At 71.2% G+C, this 21,684-nt stretch carries 17 protein-coding genes; 4 read left to right on the forward strand and 13 right to left on the reverse strand.

What is annotated here, in order from left to right; all coding sequences use genetic code 11:
* Window positions 1-313 precede the first annotated feature (313 nt).
* Together AB0C59_RS33660 and dapA are read right to left on the reverse strand one after the other, a co-directional pair.
* Entirely contained in the window at window positions 314-1,999 is a 1,686-nt protein-coding gene (locus tag AB0C59_RS33660) for a ribonuclease J (protein ID WP_363011449.1), read from the reverse strand.
* Window positions 2,000-2,126: 127 nt separating this feature from the next.
* Window positions 2,127-3,026 carry a 4-hydroxy-tetrahydrodipicolinate synthase gene (gene dapA / locus AB0C59_RS33665; RefSeq protein WP_363011451.1) on the reverse strand — a complete coding sequence of 300 codons (900 nt, stop codon included), beginning with the start codon at window positions 3,024-3,026 and terminating at the stop codon, window positions 2,127-2,129.
* Between the two features lie 493 nt (window positions 3,027-3,519).
* Here dapA and AB0C59_RS33670 point away from each other — a divergent pair, with 493 nt between their 5' ends.
* Both AB0C59_RS33670 and AB0C59_RS33675 read left to right on the forward strand, forming a co-directional pair.
* Complete coding sequence (locus AB0C59_RS33670) at window positions 3,520-3,756, forward strand: hypothetical protein (RefSeq protein WP_363011453.1); 237 nt, start codon at window positions 3,520-3,522, stop codon at window positions 3,754-3,756.
* A 125-nt stretch (window positions 3,757-3,881) separates the two neighbouring features.
* Complete coding sequence (locus AB0C59_RS33675; protein WP_363011455.1) at window positions 3,882-4,442, forward strand: PH domain-containing protein; 561 nt, start codon at window positions 3,882-3,884, stop codon at window positions 4,440-4,442.
* 131 nt (window positions 4,443-4,573) lie between these two features.
* On the opposite strand, the gene AB0C59_RS33680 is transcribed toward AB0C59_RS33675, so the two are convergent.
* The 5 genes from AB0C59_RS33680 to rpsO form a co-directional block, all read right to left on the reverse strand.
* Window positions 4,574-5,026 (reverse strand): tetratricopeptide repeat protein, encoded by a 453-nt coding sequence (locus tag AB0C59_RS33680; protein ID WP_363011457.1) that lies wholly within the window; start codon window positions 5,024-5,026, stop codon window positions 4,574-4,576.
* A gap of 12 nt (window positions 5,027-5,038) precedes the next feature.
* Window positions 5,039-5,791 (reverse strand): 4-hydroxy-tetrahydrodipicolinate reductase, encoded by a 753-nt coding sequence (gene dapB, locus AB0C59_RS33685; RefSeq protein ID WP_363011459.1) that lies wholly within the window; start codon window positions 5,789-5,791, stop codon window positions 5,039-5,041.
* A gap of 57 nt (window positions 5,792-5,848) precedes the next feature.
* Window positions 5,849-7,228 carry a pitrilysin family protein gene (locus AB0C59_RS33690; RefSeq protein WP_363011461.1) on the reverse strand — a complete coding sequence of 460 codons (1,380 nt, stop codon included), beginning with the start codon at window positions 7,226-7,228 and terminating at the stop codon, window positions 5,849-5,851.
* On the reverse strand, window positions 7,225-9,447 hold the full coding sequence (locus AB0C59_RS33695; protein WP_363011463.1) for a polyribonucleotide nucleotidyltransferase: 2,223 nt from the start codon (window positions 9,445-9,447) through the stop codon (window positions 7,225-7,227). Before AB0C59_RS33695 ends, AB0C59_RS33690 begins: the two co-directional genes overlap by 4 nt.
* Before the next feature lie 325 nt (window positions 9,448-9,772).
* Entirely contained in the window at window positions 9,773-10,060 is a 288-nt protein-coding gene (gene rpsO, locus AB0C59_RS33700) for a 30S ribosomal protein S15 (protein WP_363011465.1), read from the reverse strand.
* A 277-nt stretch (window positions 10,061-10,337) separates the two neighbouring features.
* On the opposite strand from rpsO, the gene AB0C59_RS33705 reads away from it, so the two are divergent.
* Window positions 10,338-10,634 (forward strand): DUF397 domain-containing protein, encoded by a 297-nt coding sequence (locus AB0C59_RS33705; protein ID WP_363011467.1) that lies wholly within the window; start codon window positions 10,338-10,340, stop codon window positions 10,632-10,634.
* Window positions 10,635-11,081: 447 nt separating this feature from the next.
* On the forward strand, window positions 11,082-14,699 hold the full coding sequence (locus AB0C59_RS33710) for an SCO5717 family growth-regulating ATPase (protein WP_363011469.1): 3,618 nt from the start codon (window positions 11,082-11,084) through the stop codon (window positions 14,697-14,699).
* A gap of 97 nt (window positions 14,700-14,796) precedes the next feature.
* Here the strand turns inward: AB0C59_RS33710 and AB0C59_RS33715 are convergent, their stop codons facing one another.
* From AB0C59_RS33715 to AB0C59_RS33740, 6 genes are all read right to left on the reverse strand, one after another.
* Entirely contained in the window at window positions 14,797-15,750 is a 954-nt protein-coding gene (locus AB0C59_RS33715; protein ID WP_363011471.1) for a bifunctional riboflavin kinase/FAD synthetase, read from the reverse strand.
* A gap of 361 nt (window positions 15,751-16,111) precedes the next feature.
* Window positions 16,112-17,017 (reverse strand): tRNA pseudouridine(55) synthase TruB, encoded by a 906-nt coding sequence (truB, locus tag AB0C59_RS33720; protein WP_363011473.1) that lies wholly within the window; start codon window positions 17,015-17,017, stop codon window positions 16,112-16,114.
* Window positions 17,014-17,466, reverse strand: coding sequence for a 30S ribosome-binding factor RbfA (rbfA, locus tag AB0C59_RS33725; RefSeq protein ID WP_363011475.1), 453 nt, complete (start codon window positions 17,464-17,466; stop codon window positions 17,014-17,016). The genes truB and rbfA overlap by 4 nt, the downstream gene beginning before the upstream one ends.
* Before the next feature lie 48 nt (window positions 17,467-17,514).
* Entirely contained in the window at window positions 17,515-17,808 is a 294-nt protein-coding gene (locus tag AB0C59_RS33730) for a DUF503 domain-containing protein (protein ID WP_363011477.1), read from the reverse strand.
* Between the two features lie 199 nt (window positions 17,809-18,007).
* Window positions 18,008-21,151, reverse strand: a complete 3,144-nt coding sequence (gene infB, locus AB0C59_RS33735) for a translation initiation factor IF-2 (RefSeq protein ID WP_363011479.1) — start codon at window positions 21,149-21,151, stop codon at window positions 18,008-18,010.
* Between the two features lie 146 nt (window positions 21,152-21,297).
* A complete protein-coding gene (locus AB0C59_RS33740; protein ID WP_363011481.1) occupies window positions 21,298-21,594 on the reverse strand; it encodes a YlxR family protein in 297 nt (98 codons plus the stop codon).
* Window positions 21,595-21,684 lie beyond the last annotated feature (90 nt).

The following is a 21,684-nucleotide window of genomic DNA, read 5'->3' on the forward strand; positions in this document are numbered from 1 at the left end:
ACCCGAGAGACTCTCTCAGGCTTTCCTCCGGGCTTCTTCCCTTCGGTCTTGCGTTTCCGACTCTATCAGATCTTTTTCCGATCCGATTTCCTCGGTGCTTTCCAGGTCCGCGCTTCCGCGCTTTTCCTTTCCGGCGGTTCCGACTTTATCAGAGACTCTGAGTCGGAATTTCCACCCGCTGGGTTCGGTTCCTGGCGCTCGATGGCACCGGGTTCCCCCGCTGGCGGAGCCGTAAACGTACTGGAGCGAGGTGCCTCGACGCAAATCGAGGCGCCTCGCTCCGGGACCACTCCCGTACGGGCCTGACGCGAGGTCAGACCTCGACCACCACAGGCAGGATCATCGGCCTGCGCCGGTAGGAGTCCGAGACCCACTTGCCGAGGGTCCGCCGCATCAGCTGCTGGAGCTGGTGGGGCTCCACGACCCCGTCCTGGGCCGACCGCTCCAGCACCTCGGAGATCTTCGGGATCACCTCGACGAAGGCCGAGTCCTCGATACCCGAACCGCGTGCCTGGATGTGGGGGCCGGCCGTGATCTTGCCGGTCGAGGAGTCCACCACCACGAAGATCGAGATGATGCCCTCGTCGCCGAGGATCTTGCGATCCTTCAGCGCCGGCTCGCCCACGTCGCCGACCGAGAGGCCGTCCACGTAGACATAGCCCGCCTGGACCTTGCCCGCGATCCTCGCCTTGCCCTCGATCAGGTCCACGACCACGCCGTCCTCGGCGATGACGATCCGGTCGTGCGGCACTCCGGTGAGCGCGCCCAGCTCCGCGTTCGCCCGGAGATGGCGCCACTCGCCGTGAACCGGCATCAGGTTCCTCGGGCGGCAGATGTTGTAGAAGTAGAGCAGTTCGCCCGCGGACGCGTGCCCTGAGACATGCACCTTGGCGTTGCCCTTGTGCACGACGTTCGCGCCCCAGCGGGTCAGCCCGTTGATGACGCGGTACACCGCGTTCTCGTTGCCCGGGATCAGCGACGACGCGAGGATCACGGTGTCGCCGTCCACGATGCGGATCTGGTGATCCCGGTTGGCCATGCGCGACAGGGCGGCCATGGGTTCGCCCTGCGAACCGGTGCACACCAGCACGACCTCGTGGTCCGGCAGGTCGTCCAGCGTCCTGACGTCCACCACGAGCCCCGGGGGCACCTTCAGGTAGCCGAGGTCTCTGGCGATGCCCATGTTGCGGACCATGGAACGGCCGACGAAGGCGACGCGGCGCCCGTACTCGTGCGCCGCGTCCAGGATCTGCTGGATGCGGTGGACGTGGCTGGCGAAGCTCGCCACGATGATCCGCTTGCGGGCGCTCCCGAAGACCTGCCGCAGGACGTTCGAGATGTCGCGCTCGTGCGGCGTGAAGCCCGGGACCTCCGCGTTGGTGGAGTCGCTGAGCAGGAGGTCGATGCCCTCCTCGCTCAGCCGCGCGAACGCGTGGAGGTCGGTCAGACGGTTGTCCAGCGGGAGCTGGTCCATCTTGAAGTCGCCCGTGTGCACCACCATGCCGGCCGGGGTGCGGATGGCGACCGCGAGCGCGTCCGGGATCGAGTGGTTGACCGCGACGAACTCGCAGTCGAACGGGCCCACACGCTCACGCCGGCCCTCGGCCACCTCGAGCGTGTACGGGCGGATGCGGTGCTCCTGGAGCTTCGCCTCGATCAGGGCGAGGGTCAGCTTGGAGCCGATCAGCGGGATGTCGGGCTTCTCCCGCAGCAGGAAGGGGACGCCTCCGATGTGGTCCTCATGACCGTGCGTGAGGACGATCCCCTCCACGTCGTCAAGGCGGTCCCTGATCGACGAGAAGTCCGGCAGGATCAGGTCGATTCCGGGCTGCTCCTCCTCGGGGAAGAGCACTCCGCAGTCGACGATCAGCAGACGGCCGTCGTATTCGAAGACCGTCATGTTGCGACCGATCTCGCCGAGGCCACCGAGCGGGGTGACCCGAAGGCCTCCCTCGGCGAGAGGCGGCGGCGAGCCGAGTTCGGGATGCGGATGACTCAAAAGACTCTCCTGACCATGCACGCCACGTACCGGTAGGGCACGTGGCGCGCATGACGATCGTGCAAATGCAGTTGTCTGGTGGGGTCGCAGGCACCTGGGTCCTGCCTATTCAGTTGTGAAGTCTTTGTCAGAGCTGTACCCCGCCCGCAGCAAGATCGATCTTGAGCTGGACGGTTTCCTCGGGTGACAGTTCGACCATCGGTGCGCGCAGGGGTCCGGCGGGCAGGCCCTGGAGGGCGAGCGCGGCCTTGGTGGTCATGACGCCCTGCGTGCGGAACATGCCGGTGAAGACCGGGAGCAGCTTCTGGTGGATCTCCAGCGCCTTCTGGATGTCTCCGCCCGTGTACGCCTCGACCAGGGCGCGCAGCTCGGGGGTGACGACATGGCCGACGACGGACACGAAGCCGACGGCCCCCACGGAGAGCAGGGGCAGGTTGAGCATGTCGTCGCCGGAGTACCAGGCGAGGCCCGACCGGGCGATGGCCCAGCTGGCGCGGCCGAGATCGCCCTTGGCGTCCTTGTTCGCGACGATCCTCGGGTGGTCGGCCAGACGGACGATGGTCTCGGTGTTGATCGGCACCCCGCTGCGGCCCGGGATGTCGTACAGCATCACCGGCAGCTCCGTGGCGTCGGCGACGGCCTTGAAGTGCCGGTACAGGCCCTCCTGCGGAGGCTTGTTGTAGTACGGCGTGACCGTCAGCAGGCCGTGCGCTCCGGCCTGCTGCGCCGCGCGCGCCAGCTCGATGCTGTGGCGCGTGTCGTTCGTGCCCACTCCGGCCACCACGTGGGCGCGGTCACCGACCGCCGCCACGACGGCTCGTACGAGGTCCGTTTTCTCCGCGTCGCTGGTGGTGGGCGACTCACCGGTGGTGCCGTTGACGATCAGGCCGTCGTTGCCTGCGTCCACCAGGTGGGTGGCAAGCCGCTGCGCGCCGTCGAGGTCGAGTGCGCCGTCCGCCGTGAAGGGCGTGACCATGGCGGTAAGGATCCGCCCGAAGGGGATCTGCGGAGTGGAGGTCGGAGCCATGGGTTACACGCTACTCGCTGCTCTGCGGGCGGTCTGCCCTTGGGGTGTCGGGAAAGTACTGACATAAGTGGAACCCGGCACTGCCTGCTCGGGGGTTCAAGCAGTGCCGGGTCCGTTTGATCAGGCTAGATGAACTTCTCGAAATGCCGCAATACGGACACTTCGCTCGGCTGACCGTACATCTGTGCTCGACTCGGAAAGTGGCGCGCGTTACCGCACCACGCGCCCGCCTCACCGAGCCGCGCGCCGACCCCGCGCCACGGGAGGCGCCCCGTCGGCGACGCGTCCGAGTCACCGCCAACGGGGCGTCTGGCACCAGGCCGCATCATTCGTCCGCGAAGTTCGGCGAAATCGGCGAAAGAGGGCACCATGGAGGCCTCTCGTGCGTCTGTGTGAGTGACGACGATGCGTTCGGGCACCCGAAGGCCATCGCACCCCGGGTCTCCCGGTTCGTACGAGCCCAAGAAAGCGTCCCAAGAGGAGAAAGAGTTCCATGTTCCGTCGGCGCGAACCCGTACCGTTCGCCTTCCTCGCTGAAGCCGACTCCTTCCGCAGCAATGTCACTCCCCCGCCCCGCCAGCGATCTTCCGTCGGCCAGATGGCCGGGCGCTGGCTGATGGGGCTGACCATCGTCGCCGGTCTCGCGGGCGCCCTCGTGCTGGGCACACCGTCCATGGAGCACCAGTCGCCCGCGGCGACACAGCACTCCGAGGCGTCCAACGGGCGCTGACGCGGTCCCGCCGTCCGACGCCCGGGTGGCGGGACGGCGCACCCCCTTGGCCCCCCAAGGGTGGTGAGCGGGGGCACGGCTCGATAGCCTCACCGGGCACAGCCCAGAACGAGTGAGGATCCGCCGTGCCCCTGTCCTTCCTGACGGCCGACCGGGCTTTTGACCCGGCGGTGGACGGCATCCCGCTGCCGTACGACGACCGTGACCTCTGGCGTCGTCCCTACCGGCCCGGCCCCTGGCGCGTGGGCTCGGCCGCGCTCCTGCTGCTGCTCGCCTCGTTCGTGCTCTTCGCGGCCGTGGCCATCGTGCTGACCGGCACGCTCGCCGGCGCCGCCCTCGTCATCACTCTCGCCCTGGCCGTCATCGCCGGGGCGCTGAGGCTGCTGCGGATGGGCGTCTGGGTGAGCGCGCGCGGCCTGCGCCGGGTGGGCTTCTTCCGCACGACGACGACGCCCTGGGAGCAGGTCGTCGCGGTGCGGACGGTGCAGCAGCCCGTGCGCTGGCTCGGGCTGCCGCGGACGGTGCAGGGGCAGGCGCTGACGCTCGTGGGCACGGGCCGTGCGTCCGCGGAGGACGCCCCGCCCCTGCTGACCACGCACAGCGCCGACTTCCTGGCCCGCCCGGCCGCCTTCGATCGCGCGGCGGACACGGTGGAGGCCTGGGCCTCGGAGTACCACCCGGCCTGACACCGACGCCGACCGGCGAGGAGCTGGTGCCGCGGCAGGCAACGTTCGCCCCGTCGCGGCGCCCGGCACTCCCCCGAGCTCTTCGAGCGGGGAGGACCCCCACTCGCCGCACCGTAGGGCGGGCGGCCCGGTCAGACCGCGGGGGTCCTGCCCTCGCGCAGGGCGATGGCCCGCTGCATCGCCTTGCGGGCACGGGGCGTGTCGCGGGCGTCGTGATAGGCGACGGCCAGCCGGAACCAGCTGCGCCAGTCGTCCGGAGCCGACTCCGTCTCCGCCTTGCGCCGGGCGAAGACCTCGTCGGCCGAGTCCCGGTCGATGCGGCCCTGCGGGGTGCGCCGCAGCTCGTCGACGGGCAGCCCGCCCTCGGCGTCCAGCTCGGCGGCGAGCCGGTTGGCCTTGCGGACGAACTGGGTGTTCTTCCACAGGAACCACACGCCGATGACCGGCAGGATCAGCACCGCGACACCGAAGGTGACGGTGACGGGGGTGCCGGTCTGTATGAGAAGCACACCGCGGCTGCCGACCAGGACGAAGTAGAAGACCAGGACGGCGGCCGTGACGGCGTAGGTGATCTTGGCGCGCATGGGGCTGTTCCGCTACTTCAGGTCGAGGAAGTGCTCGAGGCCGAAGGTCAGGCCCGGAGTGGTGACGACGCGACGGGCGCCGAGCAGGATGCCCGGCATGAAGCTGCTGTGATGCAGGGAGTCGTGCCGGACGGTGAGGGTCTCGCCCTCGCCGCCGAGCAGGACCTCCTGGTGGGCGAGCAGACCACGCAGCCGGACCGAGTGCACCGGGACGCCGTCGACGTCCGCTCCACGGGCACCGTCCAGGGCCGTCACCGTGGCGTCGGGCTGCGGTGCGCTGCCCGCCTCGGCGCGGGCGGCGGCGATGAGCTGCGCGGTGCGGGTGGCGGTGCCGCTGGGGGCGTCCGCCTTGTTCGGGTGGTGCAGCTCGATGACCTCGACGGATTCGAAGTACGGGGCGGCCACCTCGGCGAACTTCATGGTCAGCACGGCGCCGATGGAGAAGTTCGGAGCGATGAGGACGCCCGTCCGCGGGGACTGGTCGAGCCAGCCCGTCAGCTGCGCGAGGCGCTCCTCGGTCCACCCCGTCGTGCCGACCACCGCGTGGACGCCGTGCCGTACGCAGAAGTCGAGGTTGCCCATCACCGACGCCGGGGTGGTCAGCTCGACCGCCACCTCGGCCCCGGCGTCCACGAGGGACTCCAGCTTGTCGCCCCGGCCGAGGGCGGCGACCAGTTCCATGTCCTCGGCGGCTTCGACGGCTCGTACCGCCTCCGCACCGATCCGGCCCTTGGCGCCGAGAACCGCCACGCGCAGCTTGCTCATGTTCCTGATTCCTTGGTCGAAGGGAACGTCGAAGGGGACCCGGCCCCGGTGGGGTGCCTACGCCACGGCGTCGTGCAGACGAGCGGCCTGCTTGTCCTTGAGCGGACCGATCACCGACAGCGAGGGCCGCCGGCCCAGGACGTCGCGGGCCACGGACCGGACGTCGTCCGGGGTGACCGCCGCTATCCGGGCCAGCATGTCGTCGACGGACATCTGGTCGCCCCAGCACAGCTCGCTCTTGCCGATACGGTTCATCAGCGCGCCCGTGTCCTCCAGACCGAGCACGGTGGAACCCCTCAGCTGGCCGATGGCCCGGGCGATCTCGTCGTCGGACAGGCCGTGCTCGGCGACCCGGTCCAGCTCGTCGCGGCAGATCGTGAGCACGTCGTGCACCTGGCTGGGGCGGCAGCCCGCGTACACGCCGAAGAGGCCGCAGTCGGCGAAGCCCGAGGTGTACGAGTACACGCTGTAGGCGAGCCCCCGCTTCTCGCGGACCTCCTGGAACAGCCGTGAGGACATGCCGCCGCCGAGGGCGGTGTTCAGCACGCCGAGGGCCCAGCGCCGGTCGTCCGTGCGGGCCAGGCCGGGCATGCCGAGGACGACATGCGCCTGCTCGGTCTTGCGGCCCAGCAGCTCGACCCGTCCGGCCGTGCGCAGCACGCGGCGGCCGTCGCGCGGGGCGATGGGGGTGGCGTCCACGCGCGAGAGGGCGCCGGCCTTCTCGAAGGCGGCACGCACCTGGCGCACCACCTTGTCGTGGTCGACGTTGCCCGCGCAGGCGACCACCAGATGGGTGGGGTCGTAGTGCTTCTTGTAGAAGCGCCGGATGCGGTCAGCGGTCAGCGCGTTGACGGTGTCCACGGTGCCGAGGACCGGGCGGCCCAGCGGGTTGTCGCCGAACATGGTGTGCGCGAAGAGGTCGTGCACGCAGTCGCCCGGGTCGTCCTCCGTCATCGCGATCTCCTCGAGGATCGCGCCCCGCTCGACGTTCACGTCCTCTTCGAGGATCAGCGAGCCGGTGAGCATGTCGCAGACGACGTCCATGGCGAGCGGCAGGTCGGTGTCGAGCACCCGCGCGTAGTAGCACGTGTACTCCTTGGCGGTGAACGCGTTCATCTCGCCGCCGACCGCGTCGATCGCGGCCGAGATGTCGAGCGCGCTCCTGCGCCGGGTGCCCTTGAAGAGCAGGTGCTCCAGGTAGTGCGTGGCACCGTTCAGCGCGGGCGTCTCGTCTCGGGAGCCGACGTGCGCCCAGATGCCGAAGGTGGCGGAGCGCACGGAGGGCAGCGTCTCGGTGACGATGCGCAGACCGCCCGGCAGGGTCGTCTTGCGGACGGTGCCGATGCCGCCCGTGCCCTTGATCAGGGTTTGGGTACGGGCGACGGCCCGCGCCTCCGAAGAGGTGCGGGCCGCCGCCTTCATGCCGTGGGACGTCACTTGTCGGTGTCGTCCTTCGCCTCGGCCTCGCCGTCACCCTCGCCCTCGATCACGGGGATGAGGGAGAGCTTGCCGCGGGAGTCGATCTCGGCGATCTCGACCTGGACCTTGTGGCCCACGCCCACGACGTCCTCGACGTTCTCCACTCGCTTGCCGCCGGCGAGCTTGCGGATCTGCGAGATGTGCAGCAGGCCGTCCTTGCCCGGGAGCAGCGAGACGAACGCGCCGAACGTGGTCGTCTTGACGACCGTGCCCAGGTAGCGCTCGCCGACCTCCGGCATGGTCGGGTTGGCGATGCCGTTGATCGTGGCGCGGGCGGCCTCGGCGGAGGGGCCGTCGGCGGCACCGATGTAGATCGTGCCGTCGTCCTCGATCGTGATCTCGGCGCCGGTGTCCTCCTGGATCTGGTTGATCATCTTGCCCTTGGGGCCGATGACCTCACCGATCTTGTCGACCGGGATCTTGACGGTGATGATCCGCGGAGCGTGCGGGGACATCTCGTCGGGCCGGTCGATGGCCTCCATCATCACGTCGAGGATGTGGAGACGGGCGTCGCGGGCCTGCTTGAGGGCCGCGGCCAGGACGGAGGCCGGGATGCCGTCCAGCTTGGTGTCGAGCTGGAGAGCGGTCACGAACTCCTTGGTGCCGGCGACCTTGAAGTCCATGTCGCCGAAGGCGTCCTCCGCACCGAGGATGTCGGTGAGGGCGACGTAGTGCGTCTCGCCGTTGATCTCCTGGGAGATGAGGCCCATGGCGATACCGGCGACGGGGGCCTTCAGCGGCACACCGGCGTTCAGCAGCGACATGGTGGAGGCGCAGACCGAGCCCATGGACGTCGAGCCGTTGGAGCCGAGGGCCTCGGAGACCTGGCGGATCGCGTAGGGGAACTCCTCGCGCGTCGGCAGGACCGGCACGAGGGCGCGCTCGGCGAGGGCGCCGTGGCCGATCTCGCGGCGCTTGGGGGCGCCGACACGACCGGTCTCGCCGACGGAGTACGGCGGGAAGATGTAGTTGTGCATGTAGCGCTTGCGGGTCACCGGGGAGAGGGTGTCCAGCTGCTGCTCCATGCGGAGCATGTTCAGGGTGGTGACGCCCAGGATCTGGGTCTCGCCACGCTCGAACAGGGCGGAACCGTGGACCCGCGGGATGGCCTCGACCTCGGCGGCCAGGGTGCGGATGTCGGTGACACCGCGGCCGTCGATGCGCTTCTTCTCCTTGATCACGCGCTCGCGGACCAGCTGCTTGGTGAGCGAGCGGTACGCGGCGGAGATCTCCTTCTCGCGACCCTCGAACTCCGGCAGGAGCTTCTCGGCGGCCAGAGCCTTGACGCGGTCCAGCTCGGCCTCGCGCTCCTGCTTGCCGGCGATGGTCAGCGCCTGGGCCAGCTCGGGGCGGACGGCGGCCGTCAGCGCCTCGAACACGTCGTCCTGGTAGTCCAGGAAGATCGGGAACTCGCCCGTCGGCTTGGCGGCCTTGGAGGCAAGGTCGGACTGAGCCTTGCACAGGACCTTGATGAAGGGCTTCGCCGCTTCCAGACCGGAGGCGACGACCTCCTCGGTCGGCGCCTCGGCGCCGCCCTCGACCAGCTTGATGGTCTTGTCGGTGGCCTCGGCCTCGACCATCATGATCGCGACGTCGCCGTCCTCCAGGACACGACCCGCGACCACCATGTCGAAGGTGGCGTCCTCGAGCTCGGTGTGCGTGGGGAAGGCGACCCACTGGCCGTTGATCAGCGCGACGCGGACGCCGCCGATCGGGCCGGAGAAGGGCAGGCCGGCCAGCTGCGTGGACGCGGACGCGGCGTTGATCGCCACGACGTCGTACAGGTGGTCGGGGTTGAGCGCCATGACCGTGGCCACGACCTGGATCTCGTTGCGCAGGCCCTTCTTGAAGGACGGGCGCAGCGGGCGGTCGATGAGGCGGCAGGTGAGGATGGCGTCCTCGGAGGGGCGGCCCTCACGGCGGAAGAAGCTGCCGGGGATGCGCCCGGCGGCGTACATCCGCTCCTCGACGTCCACCGTCAGGGGGAAGAAGTCGAGCTGGTCCTTGGGGTTCTTCGAGGCGGTGGTGGCCGACATCACCATGGTGTCGTCGTCCAGGTAGGCGACGGCGGAACCGCCGGCCTGCTTGGCCAGGCGGCCCGTCTCGAAGCGGATCGTGCGGGTGCCGAAGGAGCCGTTGTCGATGACGGCCTCGGCGTAGTGGGTCTCGTTCTCCACTAGCGTTTTCTCCTCGTCTTCGTCCCTGCCCGCCCGTGTGGCGGGGGGACGGTGGCAGAGAAGCGCTCCTTCTGGTGCGGGCCGGTCTTCGATCGAAGCACCCGGGGTTCGCTTCCTCCCGGGGGCCACTACCGAGGACCGGCGGCGGCGAGGCGCGCTTCTCCTCGTTCGGTGTGCGCGGTCCAGGTCCGGAATGTTCCGGGGCCCGCGCACGGTGTCGTACGTACGGCGTTGTGCTACCACACTACAAAGCAGTGGCGACAGTTCGCATGTACAGCAAAAGGAGCGGCTCCCTTGTCGTGGGAACCGCTCCCTTCACGGCGTCTTACTTGGCGCCCGCCGCACCGCGGCGGATGCCCAGGCGGTCGACCAGCGTACGGAAGCGCTGGATGTCCTTCTTGGCCAGGTACTGCAGCAGACGGCGACGCTGACCGACCAGGATCAGCAGACCACGGCGGGAGTGGTGGTCGTGCTTGTGGGTCTTGAGGTGCTCGGTCAGGTCCGAGATGCGGCGGGAGAGCATCGCGACCTGGACCTCGGGGGAGCCGGTGTCGCCCTCCTTGGTACCGAACTCGGCGAAAATCTGCTTCTTCGTAGCGGCGTCGAGCGACACGCGTACTCCTCGTGTTGTTCCGGGTGCCACCGAGCGCCCCTGGTCTTCTTCTCAGAGGAACTTGCGTGACTCGGGTGGCGGGGTCCGTCCTGCGCGACCTTGATGCCCCGCAGGTCCTGCTGCGGGCTTCGAGGCGCGTACACGAACGGCCGTCACACAGGGTACCAGCAGGCGACGGCCCTCTTCTCCGGGGTTTCCCGAGCACCCGGTCGCGGCCCACGGGGCCAGTAAGGTGAGCCGCCCGAATCACCTACACCTCGGAAGGGGTCGCTTCGCCATGGCGGATGAAGTGGACGAGGACGTCAAGGCTCGCAAGGACCGGGAGCGGGACGAGCTGTACGGCCTGGACATCTCGGGCGTCGAGTGGCACAGCGCGCCGGGCACCGAGGACCACGAGGAGCGGGTCGAGATCGCCTACCTGCCCGAGGGCGCCGTGGCCATGCGCTCCTCGCTCGACCCCGACACGGTGCTGCGGTACACGGAGGCGGAGTGGCGGGCCTTCGTGCTGGGAGCCCGCGACGGAGAGTTCGACCTCACGCCGACGGTGCGCAACGGGGGGCTGCCGGCGGAGTAGCCGGAGCGAGCGGTGGAGCAGGGGGGATGAAGGGAGCGTTCGTGAACGCTCCCTTCATCCCCCCTGTCGTGTCCCCTTGTTCGATGCGGGGTCACCCCAACAACGGTGTGACGTGTGACGGTTGATACCTGTTCGCGCCACGCTTTCGTGTGCTTTGTCCGCGGCGGGCGGTCGGTTGGCGCACGGTCCGTGCCGGTACGCGCGCCGCCTCCGCCGCGGATGCGCCGCAAGGTGCGGGCACGGAGCCGTGGGCGGGCCTGCCGACGGAGCGCTCGCGATGATTAGGCTGGTACCGGGCGCCCCGCCGGAACGTGTGGCGGGCCGTCGGCGCCCCAGGGGGAATTGCCGGGTGGAATCGGACGACGTCGGACCAACTCGACGCATTCGTGCCGCGAGAGCGATGGCCCCAGCACGACACGAGGGTGCTCAACCACACCAGGAGGAATTGTGAGCAGCGATCGGAACGGGATCCGCGGGGGCTGGGGTTCACCCGACGATGACCAGTCCGACGCCGAGTCCGCCATCGAGATGACGGGCGAGTTCACCATCGACTACGCACCACCCGCCTGGTACACGCAGAACGCGTCGAGCACGTCGCCGGACCCCGCGCCCCAGCCGCCGGCACCACCCGCCGATCAGCCCCCGGCCGCCGCTGTGCCGCCGCCGGCGCCCGAGGTTCAGCACCCGGCGCCGCACGTCGCTCAGGTGCCGCCGCCCGTATCTCCGGCGCCCGGTACCGGTGTTCCCGTGTGGGCGCCGCCGGCCACCGCCTCTCCCTCCGCGCCCGTGGGCGGGGACGTGGAGAGCGGGGCCACCATGAGGTTCTCGCCGGCCGCGCTCAAGCGCGAGTTCGAGAAGCTGGAGCGGTCCGCCGCTCCGGGCAAGGGTGAGGGCGCCGATGCACAGGGGGACTTCGAGCTGACCGCGCCCTCGGCGAACGTCTCCGTGCCGGCCTTCGGCCAGGGTGCCGAGGAGGGCGGCTCGGCCTTGGACGCACACCTGGCGGCCGCGAGCGGGCGGGAGCCCGGGGGTGTCGCGGAGGGACGTCCCCACGACGACAGCGCATCGGCCGGTTCCACGGGCGAGACGGCGGCGGAGGACGGCGAGCCCGCTCCGGAGCGTCCTAGCGCCTCGGACGCCGGGTCCGCCGAGGGTGCTGGGGACACGGCGAGTTCCGTGCAGGGAGCGGTCGAGGACGCCGCGCCGGCGGCACCGGCCGCCGAGGGCAGCGCTTCGTCGGGTGACCTGGGAGAGACGGACTCCCCGGCCCCTGCGGCCGGTGCGGAGGCGGGCTCCGACGCGGGCACGCCCGTCGACGGCGACGCCTCCGACGTGGCGCAGCCCGACGACGAGGCGGACCGGGCCGGCGCGGCCGCCGACGCCGAGGGCACGGACACCGCGTCCTCCCACGCCGAAGGCACGGACACCGCGTCCTCCGACGCCGCGCTCTCCGAGGGCGGGTCCGGAGACGCCGCGTCCGCCGAGGCCGAACTCACGGACGCGGCGCCCGCCGACGACGTCCCCGCCGACGCCGTCCCCGCCCATGCCGTGTCCGCCGACGCGGTACCCGCGGATGCCGTGCCCCCCGCGTTCGCCGGTGACTCCGGTGCCACCGGTACGCCGTCGGCCGCGCCCGAGACGCCCGAGGCACCCGCGCCTCAGCAGGCTCCCCAGGGGTGGACCCCGCCGCCGGTGCCGCACAGCACGGTCCCGCCGCTGCCTCCGACCTACCAGCCCGCCGCGTCCGCCCCCGAGCAGACCGACGCGGTGCCGCCCACCCCGGGGCCCTTCCAGCCGCAGGCACCGCAGCCGGCGCCCGCCGCCTGGGCCCAGGGCGTACCGGGCGCGCCCGTCGGCCCCCCGCCCGCCGTGCCGGCTCCCCCGGCACCCGAGGTTCCCGCGCAGCGGGCCGGATACGGGTTCCCGCCGCCGTCGGCCGCCCCGGCACAGCCGCCGAGCGCGTACGGCTTCCCGCAGCAGCACACCCCGGCGCAGACACCGATCCCGAACGCCGAGGCTCCCGTGCAGAGCGCCCCCGTCGTGCCGCAACCCCCGGCCCCGCCGAGCGCGTACGGCTTCCCGCAGCAGCACACCCCGGCGCAGACACCGACCCCGAACGCCGAGGCGGCTCCCGTGCAGAGTGCCCCCGTCGTGCCGCAACCCCCGGCACCGCAGCCCGGCTACGGATTCCCGCACCCCGGCGCGCCCACTCCCCCGGCCCCGCCGAGCGGCTACGGCTTCCCGCAGCAGCACACCCCGGCGCAGACACCGGCCCCGAGCGCCGAGGCTCCGGTACAGGGCACCCCTGCGGCACCGCGGCCCCCGGCGCCGCAGCCCGGCTACGGGTTCCCCCCGCAGTCCGCTCAGCCCGAGCATCCGATGCCGCAGCCGGTCGACCCGCGCATGGGCACCGCCTGGCCGCAGCCCGTGCGGCACGACCAGCGCCAGCCGGTGAACCCCGGTGCCGCGCCCCTCGGGTACACGGCGGCGGTGGAGCTGTCCTCCGACCGGCTGCTCAACACCAAGCGGCAGAAGACGAAGAGCAGCCGTCCGGTCGGCGGCGGCGGTCTCTTCAAGCTCGGCGGCAAGAAGGAGGAGGCGGAGCGCCAGCGCAAACTGGATCTGATCCGCACCCCGGTCCTGTCGTGCTACCGGATCGCCGTCATCAGCCTCAAGGGCGGCGTCGGCAAGACGACCACGACCACCGCGCTGGGCGCCACGCTCGCCACCGAGCGGCAGGACAAGATCCTCGCCATCGACGCCAACCCCGACGCGGGCACCCTCGGCCGCCGGGTGCGGCGCGAGACCGGTGCGACCATCCGCGACCTGGTCCAGGCGATCCCGTACCTCAACTCCTACATGGACATCCGGCGGTTCACCTCGCAGGCGCCCTCCGGCCTGGAGATCATCGCCAACGACGTCGACCCGGCCGTGTCCACGACGTTCAACGACGAGGACTACCGGCGCGCCATCGACGTGCTCGGGCAGCAGTACCCGATCATCCTGACCGACTCCGGTACGGGTCTGCTGTACAGCGCGATGCGCGGCGTACTGGACCTCGCCGACCAGCTGATCATCATCTCGACCCCGTCGGTCGACGGCGCGAGCAGCGCGAGCACGACGCTGGACTGGTTGTCGGCGCACGGGTACGCGGACCTGGTCGCGCGGTCCATCACCGTCATCTCCGGGGTGCGCGAGACCGGCAAGATGATCAAGGTGGACGACATCGTCTCCCACTTCGAGACGCGGTGCCGCGGCGTGGTGGTCGTGCCCTTCGACGAGCACCTCTCGGCGGGCGCCGAGGTCGACCTCGACATGATGCGGCCGAAAGTACGTGAGGCGTACTTCTCGCTGGCCGCGATGGTGGCCGAGGACATCGCGCGCCATCAGCAGTCGCACGGCCTGTGGACGTCGGACGGCAACCCGCCCCCGGTCGCCGCACCGCCGCTCCCGGGCCAGTACCCGGGTCAGCCGGCACCCGGCCAGCCCGGCCAGGGACCGGTCCAGGGCGGGTTCCCGGGGCAGCCCGGTCCGGCACAACCCGCCCCAGGGCAGCACGCCCCCGGCGCGCCCGGAGGCTTCCCCGCCCAGGCACCGCACCACGGCGGGTTCCCGGGCCAGCCCGCACCGGCACAGCCCGGCCCGGCACAGCCCGGTCCGGGACAGCAGGCACCCGGCGCACCCGGCGGCTTCCCCGGTCAGCAGGTGCCCGGCCAGTACATCCCTGGACAGCACGCTCCAGGGCAACCGGCCCCCTCACAGCCCGCGCCCGGGCAGGCCGTTCCAGGCCAGTACCCCTCGGGCCCGCCCATCCCCGGGCAGTACGCCCCCGGCCCCCACGCGCCGGGGCAGTACCCGGCCGCCCAGCCCCCGGCGCCGGGACAGCCCTTCCCCGGTCAGTACCCTCCGGGCCCGCCCATCCCGGGGCAGTACGCCCCCGGGCAGCCCGGCCCCGATCAGGCGGCTGCCCAGGGCCCGCAGCCGCCGCAGGACGCCTACGGCTACCCCCAGCCCGTCTCCCCGCCGCAGCAGGGGCCCGGGCAGGCTCCGCCGCCTCAGCGGTAGGGGCGGGCGCGGTGACGGCACACGAGAAGACGGGGTCGGCCCCGCGCCCTGCGGGGCGCGGGGCCGACCCCGTCTTCGTCTTCGTCCGTCCGAGGGCTCAGCCCGCGTCGTGCTCCGCGACAAGCTCCCGGCAGCGCTTCACGTCCTCGGCCATCTGCTCCAGCAGCGCGTCCAGCGTCTCGAACCGCGCCTGGCCCCGGACGAACGCCAGGAAGTCCACGGCGACGTGCAGCCCGTACAGGTCGAGTCCGACCCGGTCGATGGCGTACGCCTCCACGGTCCGCTCGGTGCCGTCGAACTGCGGGTTCGTGCCCACGGAGATCGCCGCGGGCATCGCCTCCCCGCCCACGTGCAGCCAGCCGGCGTAGACGCCGTCCGCCGGGATCGCCGTGTGCGGGAGAGTCTCGACGTTGGCGGTCGGGAAGCCGAGGTCGCGGCCGCGCTGCGCGCCGCGCACCACGATCCCCTCGACCCGGTGCGGGCGCCCGAGGATCTCGTGCGCGCCCCCGAGGTCGCCCTCGGCGATCAGGCGCCGGGTCAGGGTGGAGGAGAACGGTTCGCCGCCGCCCGCCTCGCCCCGCTCGTAGAGGTCCACGATCTCGACCTCGAAGTCGTAGGTCTTGCCCTGCTGGGCCAGGAACTCCACGTCTCCGGCGGCCTTGTGACCGAACCGGAAGTTCGGGCCCTCGACCACGGCCTTGGCGCGCAGCCTGTCCACCAGGACCTTGACCACGAAGTCGGCCGGGGACAGCCGGGAGAACTCGGTGGTGAACGGGAGGATCAGCACCGCGTCCACACCGAGGCCGGCCATCAGTTCGGCACGCCGGTGGTGCGCGGCGAGCAGCGGAGGATGGCTGCCGGGGCGCACGACCTCACTGGGGTGCGGGTCGAAGGTGACGACGACCGAGGGGACGCCCAGCTCTCGGGCGCGGTCGACCGCGTGCCGGATGATCAGCTGGTGTCCGCGGTGGACTCCGTCGTACGACCCGATGGTGACGACGCTGCGTCCCCAGTCCTGGGGAATGTCCTCCAAGCCACGCCAGCGCTGCACTGTGACCGCTCCTCGTCGAACCTGTGTCCGTGTCTGCCTCGTTACGCAGGTCTAAGGGTGCCATGCCGGATGCCCTCGGCCCGCATCGGCATGGGCGGCTGTGATGTGCGGCACGTGGGGACGCGGTCGGCCCACTTCGGACGCGGCACCGGCCGGTGCGGGAGCCCTCGGCGCGGCGCGGAGGAGTGCGGGGACCGCTTCACGACGAACGCGCCCCCTTCCGCTCCCCTGGATCACTCCGAGCGCCTGCCCGTTGGAGTGAGGGAGGGAGAGGGGATGGATACACCTGACTGAGGGGGAACCGAGGGGGGACCGTGGAGCGGCGGCCCGGACACCATGTCCGTCGCTCCACGGGCGGGACTCAGCCGAACACGGCCAGGCTCTTCGCCTTGCCCTTGTGCTCCTCCGTCAGCGCGAGGAACCGGCCCTCGGGGTCGAAGACGGCCACCGGGCCGGCGCCCGCGTACTCGTCCGGCATCTCCAGGCGTACGCCGTTCAGGAGCAGACGGGCCCGCTTGGCGTCCACGTTCCAGCGCGGGAAGGCCGCGTCGGCGGCCTCGGCGATGGGCATCACGGTCAGGTTCTCCTGGAGCTGGTCCAGGGTGCGGGCGGACTCCAGCTTGTACGGGCCCACGCGGGTGCGCCGCAGCGCCGTGAGATGGCCGCCGACTCCCAGGTCCGCGCCCAGGTCGCGGGCCAGGGCCCGGATGTAGGTGCCGGAGGAGCAGACGACGGAGACCACCAGGTCCAGCACGGGGGTGCCGTCCTCGGCGACCGCGTCCCGGACGTCGTGGACCGCGAAGGAGGGGACCTTCACCGGCCGGGCCGGGATGTCGAACTCCTCGCCGTCGCGGGCGCGCTTGTAGGACCGCACGCCGTTGATCTTGATGGCGCTGACCTTGGACGGCACCTGGAGGATGTCGCCGGTCAGCTTGGCGACCCCGGCGTCGATGGCGTCACGGGTGACCCGGGAGGCGTCGGTGGACGACGTGATGCCCCCTTCGGCGTCGTCCGTGAGCGTGTTCTGCCCGAGCCGGACGGTTCCGACGTACTCCTTCTCCGTCAGGGCGAGGTGCCCGAGGAGCTTGGTGGCCTTCTCCACGCCGAGGACGAGGACGCCGGTCGCCATCGGGTCCAGGGTCCCGGCGTGCCCGACCCGCCGTGTCCGCGCGATCCCGCGCATCTTGGCCACGACGTCGTGGGAAGTGAAGCCCGACGGCTTGTCGACGATGACAAGGCCGTCGGGCGTGGTGTGGTGCTGGGTCATTCGGCGCTGTCGTCCGTCTCGTCGGTGGAGTCGGGCTTCCTGTACGGGTCGGCTTCACCGGCGTACGCGGCGCCCGTCGCCGTCTCGCGCACCTTCTCGTCGGAGGCGCGTGCCTTGTCGAGGAGGTCCTCGATGGTCTTCGCGGTGTCCGGGAGGGCGTCCGCGACGAAGGTGAGGGTCGGCGTGAACTTCACGCCCGCGGCACGGCCGACCTCGGAGCGCAGGATGCCCTTGGCGCTCTCCAGGCCCGCGGCCGCGGCCTTCCGTTCCTCGTCGTCCCCGTACACCGTGTAGAAGACGGTCGCCTCCCGCAGATCACCCGTCACCCGGGTGTCCGTGATGGTGACGTGCGAGCCGAGCCGCGGGTCCTTGATCCCGCGCTGCAGCTTCTGGGCCACCACCTCTCGGATGAGGTCCGCCAGCCTCTTCGCCCGCGCGTTGTCGGCCACTGGTCCGTCTCCCGTTCTTTCCTGTCTACGTTCTTCAAGCTTCAAGTGTCAGTCGTCGTCGCCGTGGAAACGCCGTCTGACGGACAGCAGCTCCACTTCGGGGCGGCCGGCCACGAGCCGCTCGCAGCGGTCCAGTACGTCGTTCACGTGCCCCGCGTCACCGGACACCACCGCGAGGCCGATGAGGGCCCGCCGATGGAGGTCCATGTGGTCCACCTCGGCCGCGCTCACCGCGTACTTGCGCTGGAGCTCGGCGACGATCGGGCGGATCACGGAGCGTTTCTCCTTGAGCGACCGTACGTCGCCCAGGAGGAGGTCGAAGGACAGAGTCCCCACGTACATGTGTGTCCGGATGACCCGCCGGTACGGGATCGACGCCCCGCCTCCGGTTGTGGGCGGGGACACGAAAACCGTACCCCGAACGCGGGAGCGGCTCGACGGGATTGTTTTCGCCGGTCGGCGTCCACCAGCCCCGTCACAGCAGCAGGCGGCCGGCCGGAGGGGACGAGGTCCCCTCCGGCCGGCCGTGAGCCGCCGCTGACTACACGCGCGGCTTCTCGCGCATCTCGTACGTCGCGATGACGTCGTCGACCTTGATGTCGTTGAAGTTGCCGAGGTTGATACCGCCCTCGAACCCTTCGCGGATCTCGGTGACGTCGTCCTTGAAGCGACGCAGGCCCTCGATGTTGAGGCTCTCCGCGATGACCTTGCCGTCGCGGATGAGGCGGGCCTTGGTGTTCCGCTTGACCTCTCCGGAGCGGATGAGGACACCGGCGATGTTGCCCAGCTTGGACGACTTGAAGACCTCGCGGATCTCCGCCGTACCGAGCTCGACCTCCTCGAACTCCGGCTTCAGCATGCCCTTCAGGGCCGCCTCGATCTCCTCGATCGCCTGGTAGATGACCGAGTAGTACCGGACGTCCACACCCTCGCGCTCGGCCATCTGCGCCGCGCGGCCTGCCGCACGGACGTTGAAGCCGATCACGATGGCGTCGGAGCCCATCGCCAGGTCGATGTCCGACTCCGTGACCGCACCGACGCCTCGGTGCAGGACGCGGATGTCGACCTCTTCGCCGACGTCCAGCTGGAGCAGGGAGGACTCCAGGGCCTCGACCGAACCAGAAGCGTCACCCTTGATGATCAGGTTCAGCTGCTGGACCTCGCCGGCCTTGAGCACCTTGTCCAGGTCCTCCAGCGACACACGGCGCGTGCGCTTGGCGAACGCGGCGTTGCGCTCACGGGCCGCACGCTTCTCCGCGATCTGGCGGGCCGTACGGTCCTCCTCGACCACGATGAAGTTGTCACCGGCACCCGGGACGTTGGTCAGACCCAGGACCTGGACCGGCGTCGACGGGCCTGCCTCGGCCACGTTGTTGCCGTTGTCGTCGAGCATCGCGCGGACACGGCCGTGGGCGTCGCCGACCACCATCGTGTCGCCGACCCGCAGGGTGCCTCGCTGGACGAGGACCGTCGCCACGGCACCACGGCCGCGGTCGAGACGGGACTCGATCGAGATGCCCTGCGCGTCCTGGTGCGGGTTGGCCCGCAGGTCCAGGGCGGCGTCGGCGGTCAGCACGACGGCCTCCAGGAGGCTGTCGATGTTCAGACCCTGCTTGGCGGAGATGTCGACGAACATCGTCTCGCCGCCGTACTCCTCGGCCACCAGGCCGTACTCGGTCAGCTGACCGCGCACCTTGGTCGGGTCCGCGCCCTCGACGTCGATCTTGTTGACCGCGACCACGATCGGCACGTCGGCCGCCTTGGCGTGGTTCAGCGCCTCGACCGTCTGCGGCATCACACCGTCGTTGGCCGCCACCACGAGGATCGCGATGTCGGTCGACTTCGCACCACGGGCACGCATGGCGGTGAACGCCTCGTGACCCGGGGTGTCGATGAAGGTGATCTTCCGGTCGTCGCCGTTGACCTCGGTCGCGACCTGGTAGGCACCGATGTGCTGGGTGATGCCACCGGCCTCGCCCGCGATGACGTTCGTCTTGCGGATGGCGTCGAGCAGGCGGGTCTTACCGTGGTCGACGTGACCCATGACGGTCACGACCGGCGGACGGACGACCAGGTCCTCCTCGGAGCCCTCGTCCTCACCGAACTCGAGGTCGAAGGACTCCAGAAGCTCGCGGTCCTCCTCCTCGGGGCTGACGATCTGAATCGTGTAGTTCATCTCGCCGGCGAGGAGCAGCAGCGTCTCGTCGGAGACGGACTGCGTGGCCGTGACCATCTCGCCGAGGTTCATCATGACCGCGACGAGCGACGCCGGGTTGGCGTTGATCTTCTCCGCGAAGTCGGTGAGCGACGCACCGCGCGACAGGCGAATGCTCTCGCCGTTGCCGCGAGGCAGCATCACGCCGCCGACCGACGGGGCCTGCATGGCCTCGTACTCCTGACGGCGCTGCCGCTTCGACTTGCGGCCACGACGCGCCGGACCGCCGGGACGGCCGAACGCACCCTGCGTGCCACCACGGCCGCCCGGACCACCGGGACGTCCGCCGAAGCCGGGACGGCCACCGCCGCCACCGCCGAAGCCGCCGCCACCACCGGGGGCGCCGCCACCGGGACGACCGGCGAAACCGCCGCCGCCACCCGGACGACCGCCGCCGCCACCGGGACGACCGGCGAAACCGCCGCCGCCACCGGGACGACCCGGACCGCCGGGACGACCGGCACCGGCCGGGCCGCGACCGCCGCCACCGGGGCCGGGACGCGGGCCGGCAGCGGGACGCTGCGGCATCATGCCGGGGTTCGGACGGGGACCCGCGGGACCACCGCCGGGACGCGGACCGCCCTGCGGGCGAGGCATGCCGCCCGGGGTCGGCCGAGCGCCACCGGGAGCCTGCGGGCGGGGACCGCCGGGACCGCCCTGCGGACGGGGACCACCGGGACCGCCCTGGCCCGCGCCCTGCGGACGCGGGGCACCCGGGGCACCAGGGCCGCCGGGACGCGGAGCGCCACCGGGACGGGGCGTCTGCGGGCGCGCCATGCCGGTGGAGCCGCCGGAGGTGAAGGGGTTGTTGCCCGGACGGGGACCGGCCTGACGGCCACCCGGACGCGCGCCGGCAGCCCCGGGACGGGGACCGCCGGGACGCTGGGCACCGCCACCGGGGCGGGCGTCGCCCTGGCCCTGGCCCTGACCCTGACCGGCGGGACGACCACCGGGCTTCGGGGCACCGGCACCCGGACGGGCGCCCGGACGCGGACCCGCTGCGGGGCGCTCCGTGGGACGCTCGGCGGCCGGAGGGGCCGGCGGGGCCGTGAACTCGGGCGTGCCGGGAGCCGGGGACGCCGGGGCGGGCCGCGGCGCGGGCTTCGGGCCCGGCGTCGGGCGCGGACCCGGGGTCGCCGGAGCCGCGGGGCGCTCGGCCGGGGCGGCCGGAGGCTCTGCGGGAGCCGCAGGCCGCTCGGCGGCCGGAGGCTTGGGCGCGGCCGGGCGCGGGGCAGCGGGACGCGCGGCCTGCGCGCCCTGCCCGGCCGGCTTTGCCGGGGATGCCTTGCGGGCGGCGGGCTTGGCGCCTCCACCCTGCTGCAAAGCGTCGGTCAGCTTACGTACTACGGGCGCCTCGATCGTCGAGGACGCCGAACGGACGAATTCACCGAGTTCCTGGAGCTTGGCCATGACGACCTTGCTCTCCACACCGAACTCCTTGGCGAGCTCGTATACCCGGACCTTAGCCACTTCGCTCCTTTTAGGTCCGGGTTGCGGCCGGACCGTCGCTACTTCATGGGCGTACTCATCGCGTACTCATCGAGTGCTCATCGCAATCTCGACCTACTTCCGACTCGCGAGGTACCAGGGCCGCACGGGGCTCCGCGCGACGCGTTTTACGGTGTTGCCTGCCGGCAACCTTCCGCCTGCTCGACGAACCGGCGCAACGCCTTTACGTCGAGCGCACCCGGGACGCGAAGCGCCCTGGGGAACGCCCGGCGGCGTACCGCCAGGTCGAGACAGGTCGAGACGGGATGCAGATACGCACCCCGGCCGGGCAGCGTACCGCGAGGATCGGGGACGCACGCGTCCTCGATCGCCACGATGCGCAGCAGTTCGACCTTGGCCGCTCGCTCCCGGCACCCCACACAGGTGCGTTCAGGGCATGCGCGGGCATGCGTCCGGCCAGACACGGCTAAGTCTACCTCCCCGCGCCGACCTCACCCCTTTGGGGCAAGAATCGAACACTTGCTGCGCAAAAACTGTCGCGATCTCGCCGGAGC

Origin of the sequence: Streptomyces sp. NPDC048664 (assembly GCF_040650555.1) — a bacterium.
In the GTDB taxonomy this organism is placed as follows: Bacteria; Actinomycetota; Actinomycetes; order Streptomycetales; family Streptomycetaceae; genus Streptomyces.

What these genes read in the sequence shown, in the direction of transcription:
- AB0C59_RS33705 (WP_363011467.1), top strand. Translation starts at nt 10,338, where the DNA reads ATGGCGGATGAAGTGGACGAGGACGTCAAGGCTCGCAAGGACCGGGAG.
- dapA (WP_363011451.1), bottom strand. Translation starts at nt 3,026, where the DNA reads ATGGCTCCGACCTCCACTCCGCAGATCCCCTTCGGGCGGATCCTTACC.
- AB0C59_RS33670 (WP_363011453.1), top strand. Translation starts at nt 3,520, where the DNA reads ATGTTCCGTCGGCGCGAACCCGTACCGTTCGCCTTCCTCGCTGAAGCC.
- AB0C59_RS33730 (WP_363011477.1), bottom strand. Translation starts at nt 17,808, where the DNA reads ATGTACGTGGGGACTCTGTCCTTCGACCTCCTCCTGGGCGACGTACGG.
- AB0C59_RS33680 (WP_363011457.1), bottom strand. Translation starts at nt 5,026, where the DNA reads ATGCGCGCCAAGATCACCTACGCCGTCACGGCCGCCGTCCTGGTCTTC.
- dapB (WP_363011459.1), bottom strand. Translation starts at nt 5,791, where the DNA reads ATGAGCAAGCTGCGCGTGGCGGTTCTCGGCGCCAAGGGCCGGATCGGT.
- truB (WP_363011473.1), bottom strand. Translation starts at nt 17,017, where the DNA reads ATGACCCAGCACCACACCACGCCCGACGGCCTTGTCATCGTCGACAAG.